This window comes from Bellilinea caldifistulae (genome assembly GCF_001306055.1).
GTDB classification, from domain to species: Bacteria; Chloroflexota; Anaerolineae; order Anaerolineales; family Anaerolineaceae; genus Bellilinea; species Bellilinea caldifistulae.
In genome coordinates this window covers 241,697-259,985 of the sequence record NZ_LGHJ01000019.1, presented here as the reverse complement: position 1 = coordinate 259,985, position 18,289 = coordinate 241,697, and the positions used below count along the sequence as shown (strand labels likewise).

The 18,289-nt window shown below is 50.3% G+C and carries 20 protein-coding genes; 11 read left to right on the top strand and 9 right to left on the bottom strand.

Annotated features, from left to right (window positions below; genetic code table 11):
- Nucleotides 1–674 precede the first annotated feature (674 nt).
- The 9 genes from AC812_RS14555 (at nucleotide 675) to AC812_RS14510 (ending at nucleotide 8,674) form a co-directional block, all read left to right on the top strand.
- Nucleotides 675–1,292, top strand: a complete 618-nt coding sequence (locus AC812_RS14555) for an Lrp/AsnC family transcriptional regulator (protein ID WP_061917926.1) — start codon at nucleotides 675–677, stop codon at nucleotides 1,290–1,292.
- A 616-nt stretch (nucleotides 1,293–1,908) separates the two neighbouring features.
- Nucleotides 1,909–3,624 (top strand): DUF3854 domain-containing protein, encoded by a 1,716-nt coding sequence (locus AC812_RS14545; RefSeq protein WP_061917920.1) that lies wholly within the window; start codon nucleotides 1,909–1,911, stop codon nucleotides 3,622–3,624.
- Between the two features lie 10 nt (nucleotides 3,625–3,634).
- Entirely contained in the window at nucleotides 3,635–4,567 is a 933-nt protein-coding gene (locus AC812_RS14540; protein WP_061917917.1) for a hypothetical protein, read from the top strand.
- The gene (locus AC812_RS14535; protein ID WP_061917914.1) at nucleotides 4,560–4,787 is read left to right on the top strand and encodes a hypothetical protein; all 228 of its coding nucleotides are present in this window, start codon (nucleotides 4,560–4,562) and stop codon (nucleotides 4,785–4,787) included. Before AC812_RS14540 ends, AC812_RS14535 begins: the two co-directional genes overlap by 8 nt.
- 272 nt (nucleotides 4,788–5,059) lie before the next feature.
- Nucleotides 5,060–5,269, top strand: coding sequence for a hypothetical protein (locus AC812_RS14530; RefSeq protein ID WP_061917910.1), 210 nt, complete (start codon nucleotides 5,060–5,062; stop codon nucleotides 5,267–5,269).
- A 69-nt stretch (nucleotides 5,270–5,338) separates the two neighbouring features.
- Nucleotides 5,339–5,842 (top strand): winged helix-turn-helix transcriptional regulator, encoded by a 504-nt coding sequence (locus AC812_RS14525; RefSeq protein ID WP_061917906.1) that lies wholly within the window; start codon nucleotides 5,339–5,341, stop codon nucleotides 5,840–5,842.
- A 9-nt stretch (nucleotides 5,843–5,851) separates the two neighbouring features.
- A complete protein-coding gene (locus tag AC812_RS14520; protein WP_061917902.1) occupies nucleotides 5,852–7,450 on the top strand; it encodes a recombinase family protein in 1,599 nt (532 codons plus the stop codon).
- Nucleotides 7,451–7,625: 175 nt separating this feature from the next.
- The gene (locus tag AC812_RS14515) at nucleotides 7,626–8,159 is read left to right on the top strand and encodes a PH domain-containing protein (protein WP_061917899.1); all 534 of its coding nucleotides are present in this window, start codon (nucleotides 7,626–7,628) and stop codon (nucleotides 8,157–8,159) included.
- Nucleotides 8,160–8,317: 158 nt separating this feature from the next.
- A complete protein-coding gene (locus AC812_RS14510) occupies nucleotides 8,318–8,674 on the top strand; it encodes an RNA-binding regulator (protein ID WP_061917896.1) in 357 nt (118 codons plus the stop codon).
- Nucleotides 8,675–8,733: 59 nt separating this feature from the next.
- Here the strand turns inward: AC812_RS14510 and AC812_RS14505 are convergent, their stop codons facing one another.
- Together AC812_RS14505 and AC812_RS14500 are read right to left on the bottom strand one after the other, a co-directional pair.
- Complete coding sequence (locus tag AC812_RS14505; RefSeq protein ID WP_061917893.1) at nucleotides 8,734–9,264, bottom strand: GrpB family protein; 531 nt, start codon at nucleotides 9,262–9,264, stop codon at nucleotides 8,734–8,736.
- Nucleotides 9,265–9,296: 32 nt separating this feature from the next.
- A complete protein-coding gene (locus tag AC812_RS14500) occupies nucleotides 9,297–9,932 on the bottom strand; it encodes a deoxynucleoside kinase (RefSeq protein WP_061917890.1) in 636 nt (211 codons plus the stop codon).
- Nucleotides 9,933–10,240: 308 nt separating this feature from the next.
- On the opposite strand from AC812_RS14500, the gene AC812_RS14495 reads away from it, so the two are divergent.
- Together AC812_RS14495 and AC812_RS14490 are read left to right on the top strand one after the other, a co-directional pair.
- Nucleotides 10,241–11,593, top strand: coding sequence for an MFS transporter (locus tag AC812_RS14495; RefSeq protein ID WP_061917887.1), 1,353 nt, complete (start codon nucleotides 10,241–10,243; stop codon nucleotides 11,591–11,593).
- Nucleotides 11,594–11,607: 14 nt separating this feature from the next.
- The gene (locus tag AC812_RS14490) at nucleotides 11,608–12,342 is read left to right on the top strand and encodes a lysophospholipid acyltransferase family protein (RefSeq protein WP_169787318.1); all 735 of its coding nucleotides are present in this window, start codon (nucleotides 11,608–11,610) and stop codon (nucleotides 12,340–12,342) included.
- Nucleotides 12,343–12,349: 7 nt separating this feature from the next.
- On the opposite strand, the gene AC812_RS14485 is transcribed toward AC812_RS14490, so the two are convergent.
- From AC812_RS14485 to AC812_RS14455, 7 genes are all read right to left on the bottom strand, one after another.
- Entirely contained in the window at nucleotides 12,350–12,649 is a 300-nt protein-coding gene (locus AC812_RS14485; protein WP_061917960.1) for an acylphosphatase, read from the bottom strand.
- Complete coding sequence (locus AC812_RS14480) at nucleotides 12,636–13,838, bottom strand: peptidase MA family metallohydrolase (protein WP_061917881.1); 1,203 nt, start codon at nucleotides 13,836–13,838, stop codon at nucleotides 12,636–12,638. Before AC812_RS14480 ends, AC812_RS14485 begins: the two co-directional genes overlap by 14 nt.
- 19 nt (nucleotides 13,839–13,857) lie before the next feature.
- Nucleotides 13,858–14,913: a HEAT repeat domain-containing protein gene (locus AC812_RS14475; protein WP_061917878.1), complete on the bottom strand. Its 1,056-nt coding sequence runs from the start codon at nucleotides 14,911–14,913 to the stop codon at nucleotides 13,858–13,860.
- 24 nt (nucleotides 14,914–14,937) lie between these two features.
- Nucleotides 14,938–16,011 carry a M50 family metallopeptidase gene (locus AC812_RS14470; protein ID WP_061917875.1) on the bottom strand — a complete coding sequence of 358 codons (1,074 nt, stop codon included), beginning with the start codon at nucleotides 16,009–16,011 and terminating at the stop codon, nucleotides 14,938–14,940.
- 98 nt (nucleotides 16,012–16,109) lie between these two features.
- Nucleotides 16,110–17,102 carry a diphosphomevalonate decarboxylase gene (mvaD, locus tag AC812_RS14465; protein ID WP_061917873.1) on the bottom strand — a complete coding sequence of 331 codons (993 nt, stop codon included), beginning with the start codon at nucleotides 17,100–17,102 and terminating at the stop codon, nucleotides 16,110–16,112.
- A gap of 119 nt (nucleotides 17,103–17,221) precedes the next feature.
- Nucleotides 17,222–17,467, bottom strand: a complete 246-nt coding sequence (locus AC812_RS14460; RefSeq protein WP_061917870.1) for a hypothetical protein — start codon at nucleotides 17,465–17,467, stop codon at nucleotides 17,222–17,224.
- 129 nt (nucleotides 17,468–17,596) lie between these two features.
- The gene (locus AC812_RS14455; RefSeq protein ID WP_201797720.1) at nucleotides 17,597–18,235 is read right to left on the bottom strand and encodes a hypothetical protein; all 639 of its coding nucleotides are present in this window, start codon (nucleotides 18,233–18,235) and stop codon (nucleotides 17,597–17,599) included.
- Between the last annotated feature and the right edge of the window lie 54 nt (nucleotides 18,236–18,289).

The window sequence follows — 18,289 nt, the reverse complement described above, 5'->3', positions numbered from 1 at the left end:
AGCCCTCTTGATGGAGATCTCAGAAGAGTGGCAGATCGGCAAACATTATTGCTCTGGCAAGTCATTTGATTGTTAAAGAACGATGGATATTTCTGACTCGAATTTACAGAAAAAAGGTTGCGTAATCCCAATTAGGTACATAGAAAAACTGAAATTCAGAACGTTCGTGTTTTCTGTCTTATAATATTGAGATATCGTAATTCTTTTATCAAAGGTTAAATAAAATTCGTTCGTTTATGGTGCCTGTTCATTATACAAACGCACATCCTTCGCGTGTGATGTCAACCGTCCTGGCCTGCTTTCAACCAATCTTCATACAGGAAGTATATTCTTGTGCGTTGTCAGATGGCCACATGTTAGAAATCCAATGTCAGAAATGGGGAGATATTGGGAAGATAAGCTGTCTTGAAAAGTCGTCAGGTCGAACAGAGTTACGTTTTGACCCACCACAACCCATCACCCCGAATGAGCTTCCAAAGTATGAAAACCTGCTCAGTGTAGAGGTCCTTGGCCTCAGAGGACGACTTGCCGATTTGTATGGCCAGAAAGATGTTTTCCGGGCCATTCTCTCTGATTAACTTTATGAGAAGCGCGTCCAGCGACAGCAGGAATTCAAAGTCTGGCTTTCCAGCAGATTACAAATCTTTGGTTATCACGATCTGCCTTTTGGAGCTGTGGGAAACGGCTCAGAGAAAATCGATGAGCAGTTCGATTTCTCCATCAAAGGCACGCCGGCGCAGTTCGGGGTCATGCTGCGTCAATTCGCCCTGGCCTTACGGAGCAAAGCAAACTACCAATGGCTAGCGTGCCAAATTCTACTTCCGGGCGGACGCAAAGATGCTGGCAGCATTCCACAGGATGCCAACCCAATTGAAGTAAAGTTGTCAATCGGAAGGAATCTCCTGTCCATTCACGCTCATGTTCTACCCCTAGACGGGACCCTTTTACGAATTCGCATGACTGGTGAAAGAACCCTCTGGGACCTGTGGGATGCGATCCGCGACGAACTGGAAAAGTTGGGCTGGTTTTCCTTGCCAGAAATCCCCGAAGTCACTGCTTCTACTACTCCACAATCTGTAACCAGTACCGAAGCGCAATCTCAACCAGCAAATCCAACTGCGGAGATCTGGATGACCCTTCCGAATGTCGGACCCAACCGCGAGATCTTGCGCCACTGGCACAGAGGCCTGACCTGTGAGCAAATCGCGGTTCGGGTAAGCCTTTCGAGAAAAACAGTCCTCAACCGGATCAATAAGCTGCGAAAAGATTATGGGGCTGAAGTAGTACCCTAAGGAAAGTCGAATTACATCAAGGATTCCAAGAAGAAGCCCTCTTGAACCAATAACCTTCGAAAAAAGGATATGGAAGGGATAAAGAGGGATATTGCGGGTACTTGAGCAAGGGATATCCCTGGCGGCAGAATGGCGGCCTTGAACGATAACGCCGTCATTTTATTTTGCCGAAAGGAGATCTATGCTCAACCGTTTGAAAATCTTCTTAGAACAGCCTTAATACTCTGCCCTGATCCATCTGGCGGAGCAGGAACTGCGTACGCCGGCGGACCAGGCCAGACTCATCGTTCGCCTCGACTTGATCCGGCGCGGTATGTTATTACCCTCAGAAAGCCCATCCGCAGAACCACAGGAGAATTGTGTTCGCCATGATTCAACCTGCTGAAACCCTCCAACTTTCACCGGAGGAGCAGGAGAGGTTGTTGGTGCGCGTCTACGCATACATCCTCAGTGATCAATTTACAGGTACGAAACCCGAAGGCCCCCGCACGCAGTGCAGGGGGAGAGAGCCAGGCAAGAAATCGGACCAACCCTCCACAAAGAAACGCAAGGTATGAACCACAGGAGACACAGCTGTTTTAGACGCAGAAACCACCAATAGCCAGGAGCCCAAAGTATGAGCCTCACCGACCTGTCCCTTTCAGACAAACACTTGAAGATGCTTACCGAAGAATCGGGCATCTCGGAACAGGTGATTCGAGAGCGTGGCTACCGCACGATTACCAGCGAGGGCGACCTGGTTCAATATGGCTTTTCGCCCGCCCAGCGGCGTGTGCCCGGGCTGCTGATCCCCTTACACCCCACGGACGGCAAGGTTGGCTTGCATGTCTACCGTCCGGACGACCCACGCACCTATGAAAATCGCGGCAAACGTGATTCGGACAGATTACGACCGGTCAAGGTCCTCAAGTACGAGATTCCCAAGGATACCGGTGTGCGGGTGGACTGCCCATCCTCCTGCATGAAGAAGCTCAAAAATCCGAGCATTCCGCTGTACATCACCGAGGGGCAGAAGAAAGCCGATTCTTTAACCACGGCAGGAGCTTGCACCATTGATTTACTCGGCGTCTGGAACTTCAAAGGACGCAATGAATTTGGCGCGACAACCATCCTGGCGGATTTCGACTTCGTTGCCTGGGAGAACCGCTCGGTGCGCATCGTTTTCGACTCGGACGTAATGTACAAACCTTCGGTGCGCCAGGCAATGGAACGCCGAACGGAAATCCTCCAGCGCAAGAGAGCCACGGTTTCGGCGATCTATCTACCCAACCATCCCAGCGGGGCCAAATGGGGTGTGGATGACTGGTTGGCCAGCGGGCATGATCTGAAGGACCTGGAAGTGCTGGCACAATTCCCCCGCCCCATCCCCCATGTTGCCCTGCCGACCATCAAGTTGTTGGATGAACCTTCGCCCAATATCAAGCGTCCCCTCTGCCTGATTGGGAAATATGCATTCGCTGCGACCTGGCTGCCGGTGCGCACCACCCAGCGCGAAGTGTTGGACAAGGATGGCAACCTGATCGTCCACAACCCGCCCCTGGTCGAAGAAAAGACCTGTTTGTTTATCGTTCGCAGCGACCGGCGTGTTTTCACTGAAGTCAGCGACGGCCAAAGCACACGCCCTCTGAGTGAACTGGGGATGAAAGCCATCCTCCCCGAAATCATCCCAATTGAGAAACGCTGGTCTACGCGCGGCGTACGCGCCTTCGTTCAGGGCAAGATCCCCGACCCGATCTACACCTTCCAGCAAGTCGTGGATGTGGTCAATCGCTTCCTGGATTTCGACCATTCGTTGGGTGACCAGCAGGCCATGGCGGAACTGGTTGCCTGCTTCATCATGGCAACCAACTTGCTGGATGCATTCAATGTGATCGGGTTTCTCTGGCCAAACGGGGGAGCCGGATCAGGAAAGACTAACCTGCTAATCGTGGTGACCGAAATGGCTTATCTAGGGCAGCTCATCCTGGCCGGCGGCAGCTTTGCCAGCCTGCGCGACCTGGCGGATTATAGCGCGACCCTGGCTTTCGACGACGCCGAGAACCTGGCTGACCCGAAAAAGACCGACCCGGATAAACGCGCATTGCTGCTGGCCGGCAACCGGCGCGGTTTGACCATACCATTGAAAGAACCGGACGGACCTGGAAAATGGAAGCTGCGCCACGTGAACGCCTACAGCCCGCGCTTGTTTTCCGGGATCAACATACCCGATCCCGTTCTGGCATCGCGCACCATCGTCATTCCCCTCATCCGCACCGCCGACCGTGACAAGGCCAATTTCGATCCCCTAGATCACACCTTCTGGCCACACGACCCCCCGCGCACTGGTCGATGATCTGTGGGCCGTGGGTCTGGCAAATTTGCCCTTGCTGCATGATTTTGAAACTCATGTCGCCCAAAATGCCCGCTTGAGTGGGCGCAACCTTCAGCCGTGGAAAGCGATCCTATCCGTCGCCGCCTGGTGGGACAGTCTTGATCAGCAGCACCGATTGCAGCACTCTTACACAGTTCGCAATCAAGGTCAGGACCAGGTGGTAATAGGCGGCCTCTGGCAGCGATTGGAGGAGATGTCCTGGCGCTACCAGCAGGAGGAGAGCGCCGACCAGCAATCGGGAGACATCTTTTTACTGGTGCTGGAGGGGCTGTGTAAGCTGGCAGATGAAAAGAGTGACATTAAAGACAACAGTGACATCCATTCAGCCGGATGGACATTTACGACATCTCAGATCAGCGAAGCCGCCCAGCACATCGCCGAGCAAACCGAAGCCGATATCGACCCGGAGAAAATAACTTCACGGAAGGTGGGACGGCTGCTGGGAAAACTCAGGCTGCGCAAGGCGTGTGAAGCCGGCAAAGGTACGCGCATGTGGCAGATCACCCTCGCAGATCTGACACGCTGGGCAGCCGTTTATAACATCCAACTGCCGAACGAGCTGGGGCAAGAAAATAATGTCACTCATGTCACTGATGGCCAAATGTCACAAGAGACTGAAGCACTCTGGTTGAATTGTGAAATCGTCATCCGCCTGCCCGCGGACAGTAAAATGCCCACGATTGGCGGCTGCTGGCGCCGGCTGCCGGATGGCAGGATCGAGGCCGGTTACAACCCAGAGCTGCTGGCTATGGCACTGTCGATCTTCCTGGATAAGGATGTGGAGGCCGAGAAAATCAGCGGCTCGCCCATACCACAGTTGAGAGAACGATTGACGGCGGTTACAGATGGGGAGGTCATCCATATCTATCTTCCGGAGAAATCCGAGGAAAGCAAAGATGGATGACGTGATTATCCATGACCCGTATATAGACCTGGCCCTGGCCATGATCTACCATCCCGTGCTGGATCTGGAGAGCGATAACCCGGCCTGCGTGACCGAGGCTCGAACATGGTTTCAGTTTGTCGGGCTGAATTGGTGCGAACTGCTGGGCGTTTCCGAGGAGGAGTTAGAGGCATGGGTGGCTGGCGGTTTTACGCTGCCGCCCAGCACCCATCGTAACTAGCGCTATTGACTTTTGTTCCGGTTGGCTCGCTACTTCCGGATAGCCCGAATTCGATTACTCGCATATTTGTTCTATGAGATATAATAGATAGAACAAAACCATAGGATGGTTCGTGCAGGTGTAGCGAGCACCTACACGAACCTGACCCCAACCACCGGTACTAGCGGAGGTAGGGGCTGATCTCATTATAGCTGATCAGCCAGGATTCGCCCTCGGTGGGGACCATTTACCGGGGGCTTTTTGTTGCCCCCTACATGTATAGGAGGCTCATCTTGGCTGATCAATCTTTTCTTTTTCGATTCCGGGAGACTCTCTCGGAAATTGAGACCAACCTGACCGATGGCATTGCCGCCATCGGTCTCTGGATCATGCCCATTCCCAGTGCGGTTTTGGTGGCCAATCCCACAGTCAAAGACTTGCATTGGAGCGCTGAGTTAGCTTGGGTCGCCGCTGAGATCATCGAGAGCCTGGGCCTACCGTAAGTACCAGCCTGCTGCTTTGGGAGTACAACGCCGGCAAAAGGAAAAACGAATCCAGACGCACCGTTTTTATTGGCAGCTTCTTTAGTCGGCGTTTACCTGGTTTCCACCATTGGTTTGACCGTGCTGCTGGATATTTACCCAGATCTGGCCCGTTACGCGCCGGCGCTCTTTCCAATTCTGGCGCTGGTCGGTGCCGTCAATCTGGCCTTGTGTTCTGGTCATCGCCGGCGTCTGGCAGGTATTGCCCAGGATCGTGCTGAGCGTAAAGCGGAACGTCAAGCTGTTCGTCCAACAACGGGGAGTCTGACTGAACTGTTAGCGTCCAATGCAGCGTCTAATACTGTCACTCCAGACAGCTCGTTAGTCAAAGCGCGTCAAGCCAGGGCGGTCATTCAAGGTAACCGAATGGACAATCTTTTGACACTGTTCCGTGACAATCCAACGATTGGGGTGACAGATGCTGCGCGTACACTGAACATGTCCAGGCAGATGGTTTACTCCTACCTGGAACGTCTCGAAACTGAAGGGCGCATTCGGCGCAATGGACATGGCGTTAAGATCATTAAGGGTTAGGTGATAATTATGGCTACCAAACGTGCGATTATTTACTCTCGGGTTTCTACGAACGATCAGCGATCCAACTTCAGAATTCCCACCCAAATTGCGGAATGCGTCAAGTATTGTCAAAATAACGGTTATACCCTAGTGGGCAATGCGTTCGTGGACAAACAAAGCGGCCTGGATGTTGAGAAAAATCCCAATTCAATTCCCGCTTACGTTGATGATTATTCCTCCCGTGAAATGAACCGTCCCAGTCTGGATGCTGCGCTGACCAATCTCGAAGATTATGGCTTTGATGTTGTTGTGGTCCATTCGATCGATCGGTTAGCCCGCGACCCATACATCCGCCAAACCTTGGAGAAGGAATTCTTCCGGCGCGGAGCTAAAGTCGAATTTGCGCTCGGAAATTATGACGACTTCCCTGAAGGAGAGGTGCGCAAAGATATGGACGCCACGTTTGCCAAGTGGGAGAACGCCAAACGGGTTGAGCGTTGTAATCGTGGGAAACGTGGTAAAGCCGAAAAGGGTCTGTATGTTGGTGGACGGACACCGTATGGTTACATATTGGATGCGAAGGGAATGGGGGGACTGCCTATTCATCCTGAGCAAGCCGAGGTCGTTCGATTGATCTTCTCGCTTTATGGCGAGGAGAACTACTCTATGCACAGGATTCGTGTTGAGCTAGAAAACTGTAGTATTCCTTCCTACACGGGTAAACCAAACTGGCACTTATCCGCCATTCGAAACATCCTGACCAATACCACTTATAAAGGGTATGTCCATTACAACAAATCGGTATGCCGGAGTAATTCGGATCTAAAACCACGTGAAAAACGTGAATGGATTAAGATTGAAATTGCCCCTCTGATAGACGTGCAATTATTTAACCTCGTTCAAATGAGGATAAAGGACCATCGTGAAGCGCTCCGCCGCCAACCTCAACACTTTTATCTATTATCCGGGATGATCCGTTGTATGGAATGTGAGAAACCTTACAGAGCCAATTTCCAAAAGGATCGTCCAAAGGAGCATCGAAAAGCCCATCGATCCTATCGCCATCGCAGAATTGAAGGCCAGTGTATGGATCGGGAAATAACAGCAGTAAGTCTGGAAGAACGTGTTTGGGAAGCCGTAAAGGAAATGCTGGTCGATACAGAGGTTTTGAGACAGGCTTATTACCAGGCTCAACAATTGGATGTGGAAAATCGCTCGCGTTCGCGCATCCTACTGGAAGGGTATTATCGGTCAGCCGGCAAACTAGAGCAAAAGTTAACCAATTTGACCCGCGCTTACACCGATCCAGACATCCAGATGACAAAAACCGAATATCTCGCCCAAAGGGTGCAGTTAGACCGGGATCTTACCGAAGTCCGCGCGAGAATAGAGGAGATTGAGTCCGTACCCACAGCAGTACCAACTCAGAGGCAGTTTGAAGATTTAGAAGGTTTTGCCCAGAAAGTAAGGGAACGGATTGCAAATGAGGATTGGGACCCTACACCAGAGAGCAAGCGTCAGGTGCTGGAGCTGTTGCACGCCAAGGTTATTCTCTCAAAAGACGGCTCCGGGAAGGTGACCGGGTGGTTTGGGGAGACGTCAGGGTTTTCGTACACACGCCGTTGACATTCTGTCCACCGGGGCCGGAAGCACGGATAAAATCGAACTCGATTTCATCTTTGGGGATTTCAATTCGAGGTAATTGATTGGGCATACAATATAAGTATAACAGGATGAATTTGCTTTCAGATATAATTTCATCAGAAAGTCAAAATTGAATTGTAAAATGAGGAGGCTGGCGATGGAATTGGAACAGGTACGCAGTAAAATTAAAGCGGCTGCCTGGCAGGCAATTGCCCAAAGCGGGGTCAATCTGGCTGCCCTTTCGAGCGATGATCAAAATAAACTGGTGGATGCAGTTACCGCACAGATGCTGGTGGTGATGGATGAAGTGATTGGGTCGGATGCGGATGATCAACTTACCCGACTTGCTGAATCTGGTGACGGAGAGCAAGTATTGTGGAAGGGCAGACCGCTGCTTTCGCTGGTTGAATATTATGTGATCACCAACGAGAGGATTAAAGTGGTCAAAGGGCTGTTGGGAAAGGACTACGAAAATTACGAGTTGATCCGGGTTCAGGATATTGACTTTGCTCAATCGGTCGGTGAACGGCTTCTGGACATTGGAGATATCCGCATCAAAGGCGCCGATCCTTCTCATGCGGAAATTGTTCTGAGAAATATCAAAAACCCGCATGAGGTTTATGAGCTACTGCGAAAAGCATGGCTGGCAGCCCGCAAGAAGTATGGGTTAATCTTTCGAGAAGAAATGTGACTGTAATGCTGAAAACGTGGTAAAATAAATGCGTTCGTCATTCATCATCTGACATCCTGAGGCTCTCTGGTATTGTTTTCGGTCGCATTGGTTTTCTATCAGCACCACAATAACAAAACTGCACTTGGGATTGTCAAACAGAAAAGAAAAGGAAAAAAATGAATATCTATGTAGGTAATTTGTCGTTTGATGCGACCGAAGATGGGGTTCGCGAGTTGTTTTCTGCCTTTGGTACGGTTACTTCTGTTAACCTGATCAAGGATAAGTTTTCGGGTCAGCCGCGCGGTTTTGGTTTTGTGGAAATGGCCAACGAAAGCGAAGCGCAAAATGCGATTCAAAACCTGAACGGCAAAGCGTTCATGAACCGCAATTTGACAGTCAATGCTGCCCGCCCTCGGGAAGAACGCGGTCCGCGCAATTTCGACAGCGGGTTTGACCGCAGAAGTAATTATGGCAATGACCGACGGGGTGGAAAGTCTGGTAACCGTGGTGGCGGTGGCCGTCGCGGCTGGTAATTTCTTTTTGAACAATTGCTGTGCTTTGGTGTGGTCTGCAAAGGCCACACCATTGTTTTTTAACTCAAAGCCCTCTGAATAAATTCACTCTTTACCCGGGTGTATTCCGAAGGGCTGAGACTACCTCTGGCGAAGAATGAACGTTTGAGGTCTTGATAGGCAGAGCGAAAAGCGGGGTCAAGGCGCAGCCGATCGCGAAAAGTGCGGAATTGATTTACCCTGGGTGAATCCTTGTCAACGATATAGAGGTTAATTAAATACGATTTACCTTCATAAGGCATGGATGCCACCCTCACCAGTGGTGTTGAGGAAAGCGGATCGTTGGGGTGTGGTTGCTGAAAGCCAAGCCGATCCAGGGCTTTCTGAACCGGTTCGATCTGATCGGGCGAACTGATCAGCATCAGATCAATAATGCCGCTGCCCGCTAAACCGGGAACGGCCGTGCTACCGATATGTTCGATCCATACCTCGGTTAACTCCTCCAGAATAATCCCGATTGCCGCATCGGCAACCAGGATTGTAACCGGATCGGCTGGTTTAAGTTGGGGAGGTGGCGGTTCGTAACTTTGAAATGGTTTGGAAACTTCCATTAAATTCTTTCACCCTTGAGGATCAGAGTCTTTCAAAAAACAATTTCTTCTTTTCCGGTCAGTTTTTCCTGAATGCGTTGAACAACGGTATCCAGATGTTGGGTTTGATGAACGAAGTCGAGGTCGTCTGTGCGGATGGTTAGGACCGGACAGAGATCGAAGGTACGCATCCAATCATCATAAAACGTTTCGAGCAATTGCAGGTATTGAGGGGTGATGCTGCTTTCAATTTCCCTGCCGCGCTGGCGAATACGTTCAATTAGTACCTCAACGGGAGCTTTTAAGTAAATGAGAAGCGATGGCGGCGGTAGAGTTCGAACGACAAGATCGAACACTTTTCGATACGTCTGGTAGTCGCGCTCATTCAGGTTGCCCAAATGATGGAGGGCGCGGGCAAAAATGGCGGCATCTTCGTAGATACTGCGATCAATGATCGCCGAGCGGGGATCGTTCCACATATCCAGATGCTGCTGAGCGCGATGACCCAGAAAATAAATCTGTAAATGAAATGACCAGGCTCGCATATCACGGTAAAAATCGGGCAGGTAGGGATTATCGCTCACCGATTCGTAGGCAGTTCGCCATCCCAATCTCGCTCCGATGCGTTCGGTCAGTGAGGTTTTGCCCGATCCGATATTCCCCGCCACCAGAATCAGCCGCTTGACCATGTGGAAATCTCCCTTTTTCTGTGATGAATGGTGTTTGTGATGAGATTATTATACAGGATGAGGAGAATTCAGTTTCCGCAGGAAAGCCGCAGTTTGTTTTTATTATAAATGCGGGCTCACCGCAACTTTTCCATGCTCAGGTGGTTTAATAGAATGATAGCGGTCATTTCCGAAATAGATTGTAAATAACCATACTGCTAAGTTCAGGCCTGTGATAAACTAGCCGAGGGCACCTGAGGGGTAAGACACGGGGTTGCTCTCCGACACCTGACAGTCAAAAAAATTCCAAAATTTGAGGTGATTAATTAATGGCAATTGCACTGGAACAAACCAAAACGCGGGCTGTACGCAAAAGAATTCCAACAACCCGGCGGGAACGTTGGGCATGGTATTTTTATGATTTCGGTAATTCTGCATACGCTGCGGTGGTCTTGTTAGCCGTTTATTCGGCTTATTTTCAGGGACAGGTTGTCGGGGGTTCGCAAGGAACCCGGCTGTGGGGTATTTCGGTCGGTATCGCCATGTTGATTGTGGCTGTTCTCTCACCGATTTTGGGGACACTGGCCGATTTTTCTGCATCCAAAAAAAGGTTCTTGTTGTTTTTCACAACCTTATCGGTGATTTTCACGGCAGCTTTATTTTTTGTCATGCCAGGGGATATTTTCGCGGGTATGTTGTTTTTTATTCTGGCTGAGACCGGATACCGGGCAGCGCAAGTTTTTTATAACGCGCTGTTGCCAGAAATTGCCGCACCCGAAGAAATGGGTAAGGTTTCCGGGAATGGCTGGGCGTTTGGTTCTCTGGGAGGGATTGTTTGCTTGCTGATTGTCCTGGCTTTGATTATGAGTATCGGCGGAACGACAATCGTGCGCTTTTCTTTCTTAATCACCGCGGTTTTTTACCTGATTTCATCTATTCCCTTGTTTTTATGGCTGCGAGAACGGGCTGAGCCGCAGCCTTTGAGACAAGGCGAGGGATATATTGGAGTGGCTTTTCGCCGTTTAAGCGACACATTTCGAGCGGTACGCCAGTACCGTGAGTTCATCAAGTTCATCATCGCCTTTCTAATTTACAATGACGGCATCATGATGGCGTTGAATTTTGCCGCCATCATTGGGGCGGTTTTGTTTGGTATGACCCAGCAGCAACTGATCGTTTTTATGATTATCATCCAGATCACCAGTGTGGCAGGAGCTTACGTGTTTGGGATTTTAGCCGACCGCTGGTCAAGCAAGCGTTCATTGATCGTATCACTGGCCATAATGATTGGGGCGGTGGTGTGGATGGTGTTTGTGCAGAATGTAACGGTATTCTTTGTGATTGGCGCCATTGCCGGTTTTGCGCTGACGGGAGTTCAATCGGTGAGCCGCACGCTGGTGGGGCAATTTGCTCCAGAAGAAAAAAGTGCCGAGTTTTACGGGTTTTTTGAAGTCGGCGGGCGGACTTCGTCTTTTATCGGGCCGGCGGTCTATGGTTTTATTGCGGCAGAGGCAGCCTTGATTTTGGGGGGGCGCGGGATGGATACAATAAACGCCGAACAGACTGGAATTCGCATAGCCATTGGCTCGATTGTGGCGTTTCTCCTTTTCGGGCTGGTTCTTTTATTGAAAATTCGTCAACCGGAGACCGAAGAAATCGGCCAATCTTCAGCCTCCCTTTGAATCGAGTGATGTGCATGAACGATATGACGATTACTTACCCCCGTCGGAAAGTGATCCGAACAATCCTGCGTCAATTAATCCGGGTTGCCTTTCAGGTTCTTTCTGATTTTTCCATTGAGGGAAGAGAAAATCTTCCAAAAGAGGGACCGTTACTGGTCATCGGCAATCATTTTAGTTTTCTGGATCCGGTGGCGGTCATTGGCTCAGTCCCATATCCAATCGAGTACCTTGGTGGACTGAGGATGCCGAACGCCCCTCAAAGCGTAATCTGGCTGGCAAAATTGTATGGGTTTTTACCAGTCCGGCGAGGCTCAATCTCGCGGGATACGCTTTATGCATCGCGCGCAGTCTTACAATCGAAAGGCGTTCTGGGCATTTTCCCCGAGGCGGGCAATTGGACAAGTGTATTACGGCCTGCTCGACCGGGGGCAGCTTACCTGGCTTCTTCTACCCGGGCAAAAATCCTACCAGTAGGTCTGGATGGTTTGACCGACCTGTTCCCCACGCTCAAACGCGGGAAGAGAGCCCGAATCACCGTGCGGTTTGGTAAACCGTTCGGGCCGTTTTTTGTCTCAGAGCGGGGTGAAACCGACCGCAATCGTTTAGAAGAAATCGGACACGAGATGATGCGCGAGATCGCGTTGCTGCTTCCTTCTGAAAAAAGAGGATTCTACTCTGATGATCCGGCGGTGCGTGAGTTTGCTGCAATGCAGGCTGTTTATCCGTGGGATGGGAAGCCAGAGGAGTGATATTTTCTCAATAACTGGTTGCACGGACATCGAAACGCTTAAACTCTCCAGTAGGCTGCTGCCATTCGAAGTGAACACCGGTCACGTGTGCAGCGGGTGGACCGACTCGGAGTTTGCTGAGGAGATTTTCCAAGGCCGAACGCGGCCCTTCAGCCAGCACTTCTACATCTCCGTTCCATCGGTTGCGCACCCACCCAGTCAGGTTCAGGTTTCGGGCGGTTTCGAGGACGAACATGCGAAACCCGACTCCTTGAACGCGGCCCTCGACGATGGCATGTAATCTGGAAGGGGTGTCATTGGGGAGCATTTCCAGCAATACCCTTTCTCCCTGAGGAAAATATTGTCCAGAAAATTGGCAATGAAACCAGAAGTAAAATGAGCAGATAAGGTTGTAGATTATTCCAGGCCAGTGAAGCCAGATCCATGCCAAGCACCTCCTGCCGCCAGCGTGTTTCGAGTTCCGCAATGGACTGACCGTAGACCTTCCGCACACCCTCCTCGCAGCCTAATCCGTCTTTATACGAAAAAATCAGATCACGTAAAGAAGAAGCACCGTAAGTTTGATAGAGAAATCGGATGAAGGAAGCCGACTGAGCATACGAGAGAATTGCGCCAGATAAATCAGCAGGAAATGCAGAACACAGGTTCACAAATGGTAATAGGTTGTCGTTTTCACTGGCCTTTTGGAGGACGCGTTGATATTCGGGGTTGGGATAAAGTTCGGCAATTGAGGCCAGACCTTCAATCAGCCAAACGGGCAAGCGGGTGTAGGCTTCGCCGGCGAGCTGGTATTGGAGAATGTGCATCAGCTCATGGGGAATTTGCCGTTCCATTTCTGCGCGCTGATCGGGGCCGGGTGGGATGGAGACGAGGATAACGCCAAGATCGGGGCTGGTATGACCGGCTACCCAACTATTTGGATTGAGGTTGAGTACGGACTGTAAATCTCTAGCGCTTGGGTAGATGTAAATGGAAACGGTTTCCCGGAGGGGGCTATCCAATATCGCAAGATTGCTTTGGAGGCTTTGAACGGTTACATCCAATGCTTGTTGACCAAAGACCAGATCCCCTTGTTGCCAGGCGAGGTTGATCTGCTGAGCGGAGAGCCGCTGCCATGTCACACGGTTGTCCTCGTAAAAAAAGGCGGCTTTTTCACCGGTCAGGTTATCGCCATTTTTCATTTCAAGCCGGTACCAGTATTCGACCGTGGTAAAAGGCCGCAGGCTATGGGTGGTCAGGTCAATGACGATCGGATTGGTTTCTCCCAACGGTGAAGGGAAAGGAATGATTTGAGTTTCTTCTCCGTTGGATTTGAGCAGCAGGAAAGCGGCCTGTACTTCATCGGGTTGTTTCAATTGCAAATTAAAGCTTATGGATCTGCCAAACTCAATTTGCGGGGGCAGGAGCTGTACACCGATTGACTGTTGTGGCAGAAAAGTCCAACCGCCAATCAGAATGCTCATCATCCAAAACAGGAAGAAAATATTTTTGTTCAAATTTCCCCCTTTGAAGAACTTAATTGTTTCGGTAATACCGATGATCTTCTGGGTTGTCGTCCTCTTCTTCCTCTTCTTCGAGGTTGATGATGGAGCTCAGATCATCTTCATCCTGCGGCTCGAAATCAAACATCTCAAAGGAGACCAGTCCTTCCGTCAGGAAGAGATTATCCAGTGCATCTTGCAAGAAGTCGGCTTCCTCGGCATCTTCGGATTGATCGAGAAGGTTTTCCAATACATTGCGGACTTGCTCGCCGCCAATTTCGGAAAGAGACCAGATGACTGCCATGCGTAATTCATCATCCTCGATTCCGGATTCCAGCATTTCCAAAAGGATTTCACGGGCAGCTCCGGCGCTCAACTGACCAGCGGCGCGCACGGCTTCAAATACCACTTCGGGATCCGGATGGTCCAACTGATCAATGACGGCGGGAATGTATTCCTGGCTTGCCGATCGTCCCATGGCAAACAGAGCCGAACACAGCCACTCCGGGTCGTCATTATTATAGGCGGCAAGAATTAATGGTTTGACTTCGGGGCGGCTGGAGTAACCCAATGCTTCAACAGCTCGCCGACGGACGAGAGGCACTTCCGAGCTTTGCGCAACCGCAAGCAGATGATCCTCAACCCGCTTTAAAATTTTGGGGGAAATTTCTTCCAGCTCTCCCAGAAAGACGTATCTTCCTAATGTGCTGGCGGCGGTGGCACGCACCAATGGATCGGGGTCTTCTTCCATCATGGAAATGAATTTGGGGACGAGTTTTTCGTTATCCGTTTCCCAAAGGATTTCTAAAGCGGCAGAGCGGACGCGCGGCTCTTCGTCATCCAGTGCAAAAATGCTTAGATCATCAAAGGAAACCAGGGTGTCAATTTCTGCATATTCTTCAAGGTCTTCCATCAGCGCAATTCGGCGCTGAGGCGAAATTTGCGGCCAAATGGTTTTTAATTTGGTCAAATCGGTTGGAGTGAGGTCTGAAAAGCGGTGCAAAAATACGGGCGGAAACGGCCGGCTGTCATCTAAAAGGGCGGCCAGGATTTCATCAAAGGGAACAATTCGTTTTGTTGAGGAGGTCATTTTCGATCTTCCATTCGTTCAAGCCTAAGGTAGTTGAATAGGGTTAAGAATGTCTTGAGCCGTTATGTAAAACATCAATAAAATCAATGCTACAAAGCCAATCAAGTGAACAAGGTTTTCATACTGAGGCGGGATACGCCGGCGGGTAATTACCTCAGGGAGGATGAATAAAATTCGTCCGCCGTCCAAAGCAGGGATGGGGAAGAGGTTGGTCAACCCCAGCGCAATGGTAATCACCGTCATCAGACGCAGAGTGAGGGTGCGTTCAAAGGGATCGGTCGAGGCGGCGTTTTCTTCATCCATCTCGCGAGCCTGAGAAAACATGGAGTAGATGCCTACCGGTCCGACAACTCGTGCCTGTTCGCCGGAAACTTCGCCGCGGATCAGTCGCCCCGGCATTTCCAAAATCATGCGCGCTTGCTCGAAGGTCGCCCTGAAGGACACCGGTACAGTTTCAAACCAGGATACGCTGGTAATTGGATTGGTCATGGAGATGCCCAACGCTCCCTCGCCCGGCGGGGGTTGAACGCGGGGAACAGCCTGGACGGAAATTTCCTGATCCCCCCTGAGAAGAGTGATGGTTACTTCTTTTCCTTTGTTTTCCTGAACAGTGGCAATCAATTGCTCCATGCTGGTGACGGGGGTTTGATTGACGCGGATAATTAAGTCCCCAACGGCCATTCCAGCCTGCGCGGCAGGAGATCCCTCCGCAACCGAGGCAATCATGACTTTGCGCGTATCCGGCATACCGGTCTGAGTAAACATGACTGAGAAAAGAACAACACCCAGGAGCAGGTTCATTACCGGACCGCCAAGCAGAACGGCGATTCGGGCAAGGGGATTGGCGCTGCCAAAGCCACCCGGCACGGAAGGATCGTTTTCGCCGGAGAGCCGTACAAAAGCCCCAAAGGGAATTAAGTTCAGGGTAAAGTCGGTTTCTCCGATTTTAAATAATTTGACAAGGCGGGGAGGAAAGCCAAAACCGAATTCCTCAACCCGAATCTTGAAAAGCTTGGCAACCAGGTAGTGACCAAATTCGTGCACAAATAACATCACCCCAAAAAACAGGATGAATTCCAGTAAAGTCAGTAAATTCACCGTATAACATCCTTTCCGGACGGTTGATTGTGTTTTCTAAAACAGATTATATCCGTTTTGTGTCCGGTGTGCAAAAAGAGTTAAAAGCAAGCATTTGCCTATTCTAATACGGTTGCAGCTCCTCCAGGCCGGCAGACGAGAACCTGCTCCACGGCCGGGATTTGCTGAAGCCGGAATTTTACCTCGTTCAGGGCTTCGTTGAGACAAATCATATGCACGTTGGGGCCGGCATCCAGGGTGTAACATACCGGTAAACCCGCATCTCGCCAATCGCGTACTTTTTTCATCAAGTCAATTGAGGCAGGATTCCAATAGAATAATGGTGGTGTAGAGGTCATCATTACAGCGTGCATAAGATTGCTGTCTAATTCAACAATTTGAGCCAAGGCCTCAAAATCTTTTTGCAGGATGGCTCGCCGACAGATATCCAGACGGCGGGGGGCATCCTCGACCCGTGCCGCTTGAAGGGGGCTGGTGGCAGCCAGCTGATGTCCTTCGGTCGAACCGATGGATTTGTGATCGGATTCTACGATGGCGATGCAGTCAATCAATTCCCAGTGATTGGGTGGTGCAATGGAAATGGCATAGGAATCTTCATCTTCACTGCCCGGCAGCCATTCAACGAAGCCGGCTGGGATCGAACGACAGGCAGAGCCCGATCCACGCCGGGCAAGGGCCGAAAGTTCCTGGCGATTAAGATTGAGCCCCGCCGCCTTAGTGGCAGCCAGGCTGAGTGCGGCAAAGGCTGCCGCGGAGGAGGCCAGTCCGCTGCCGGTGGGGAAATTGTTCTCGGAGACGACTTCGGCAAAGTAATTGAAATTTGCCTTTTTTCGGACAATATCCAGAAAGGCGCTGACACGTTGAAGTGCTTTTCCGCCCTGAATTTTTTGATTGAGGATAAAAGTATCGTTCTTAAGTCTGGTTTCGAATCGAACGGTTGTGCGGGTTGTCAACCCATCCAGATTCATTGAAATTGAACCATTTGCCGGAAGGCGCAATTCATTGTCCCGATTTCCCCAGTATTTAATGAAGGCGATATTGGGGTGGGCAATTGCTGTGGCGACACCAACCGTCGAGGTTTTCTTGAACATTCTCTATTCAGTTTACCATAATAAAAATTAAACAAATATTTTTTGTGGAAGATTTCAATGCACGTTTATCAACATGAGATCCAAAACCATCAATCCAATCTCTATCATATCCTGTAATTTCAGCGAATTTCACCGATGAAAACCGTGAAGAGCGTGCCTCCGGTGACCATCAGCCCGAAAGAGAGCAAAACCAGCCATAGACTGGCGGATAGCACGCCGATGGTTATTAGAAGAGGTAGAAGTATACCAACCGTGATCATTGCTGCGCTGATGATCAGATCCAATCTGGGCAGGAAAATAAGCAGAACTGGAACGCGAACCGGCTCAATTCGAGTTTGAGGTAAAGTCCTGGTAGCAGAAGCCATAGCACACCTCCTGTGCAGTTTACTGAAAGTTTTGTCCTTAAATTATTATATAAACCCTGCAAGAGGGTGACATCCGCCAGGTGGATAGGCTTTCAACTGTACTCAGGCAGGATTTTCCCTGTAAAAATATTAAATGCCTGGCCGGTAGAGACCTTCAAAATTGGTGCCAAACATCCCGGCTTCGTAAGAACGGCGGTCAATCGGGGAGAGGAGCGCAATGCTCTCTGCGGTAAGCAAAGGGATGCTTTTGAGGGAGTAAAAGTGGTCAACTACGATGGCGACATGTTCTTCATTCACCGCCCAATCCAGATGCTGAAAACGGTTCAGGTTCAGCGGCCGGGTGTACCCGCGGAGAGTTTTTTCTCCGTTGATGTTGTAAAAAGCCTCAAAATAGGACATGGCTAATTCCCGCAGCGAGCGGTATACCGGCTCGCGAAACCTCAAACCCACGAAATTGGATTTGGCAATTGCTCCATAAAAACCATTGATCCGATAAACTGCGAGAACATGATCATCATCTTTTCCGGGTTCAGGTACGAGATCCATTAGCAACGGGGGAAATCCGAGGCGGCTGAGGGCTAATGCAGCCAATAAACCCCCATCCAGGCAGTGGCATTGGCGGTCACGCAGAACATTCAAGGGGGAACGGTTCCGCTCTTCACCGATATAGGGTAAGCTGTCCAAAAAGTTTTGAATGGCAAGAGGGGAATTCAGCGATTCCCATTCCAATTGTTCGGGAGGGGTCAAGTGTTGAATAAACTCCATCATGGTTATTTGCATCCGTTTGTGAGAAAATCAGACAGATTGAGTATACCACGTGTA

Bases quoted from the DNA above. Each gene is read 5' to 3' on its own strand.
- AC812_RS14500 (WP_061917890.1), bottom strand. From the start codon at position 9,932: ATGGTCAAGCGGCTGATTCTGGTGGCGGGGAATATCGGATCGGGCAAA.
- AC812_RS14535 (WP_061917914.1), top strand. From the start codon at position 4,560: ATGGATGACGTGATTATCCATGACCCGTATATAGACCTGGCCCTGGCC.
- AC812_RS14460 (WP_061917870.1), bottom strand. From the start codon at position 17,467: ATGGCTTCTGCTACCAGGACTTTACCTCAAACTCGAATTGAGCCGGTT.
- AC812_RS14515 (WP_061917899.1), top strand. From the start codon at position 7,626: ATGGAATTGGAACAGGTACGCAGTAAAATTAAAGCGGCTGCCTGGCAG.
- AC812_RS14545 (WP_061917920.1), top strand. From the start codon at position 1,909: ATGAGCCTCACCGACCTGTCCCTTTCAGACAAACACTTGAAGATGCTT.
- AC812_RS14505 (WP_061917893.1), bottom strand. From the start codon at position 9,264: ATGGAAGTTTCCAAACCATTTCAAAGTTACGAACCGCCACCTCCCCAA.
- mvaD (WP_061917873.1), bottom strand. From the start codon at position 17,102: ATGTTCAAGAAAACCTCGACGGTTGGTGTCGCCACAGCAATTGCCCAC.
- AC812_RS14520 (WP_061917902.1), top strand. From the start codon at position 5,852: ATGGCTACCAAACGTGCGATTATTTACTCTCGGGTTTCTACGAACGAT.
- AC812_RS14510 (WP_061917896.1), top strand. From the start codon at position 8,318: ATGAATATCTATGTAGGTAATTTGTCGTTTGATGCGACCGAAGATGGG.
- AC812_RS14490 (WP_169787318.1), top strand. From the start codon at position 11,608: ATGAACGATATGACGATTACTTACCCCCGTCGGAAAGTGATCCGAACA.
- AC812_RS14455 (WP_201797720.1), bottom strand. From the start codon at position 18,235: ATGATGGAGTTTATTCAACACTTGACCCCTCCCGAACAATTGGAATGG.
- AC812_RS14485 (WP_061917960.1), bottom strand. From the start codon at position 12,649: ATGCTCCCCAATGACACCCCTTCCAGATTACATGCCATCGTCGAGGGC.
- AC812_RS14495 (WP_061917887.1), top strand. From the start codon at position 10,241: ATGGCAATTGCACTGGAACAAACCAAAACGCGGGCTGTACGCAAAAGA.
- AC812_RS14475 (WP_061917878.1), bottom strand. From the start codon at position 14,913: ATGACCTCCTCAACAAAACGAATTGTTCCCTTTGATGAAATCCTGGCC.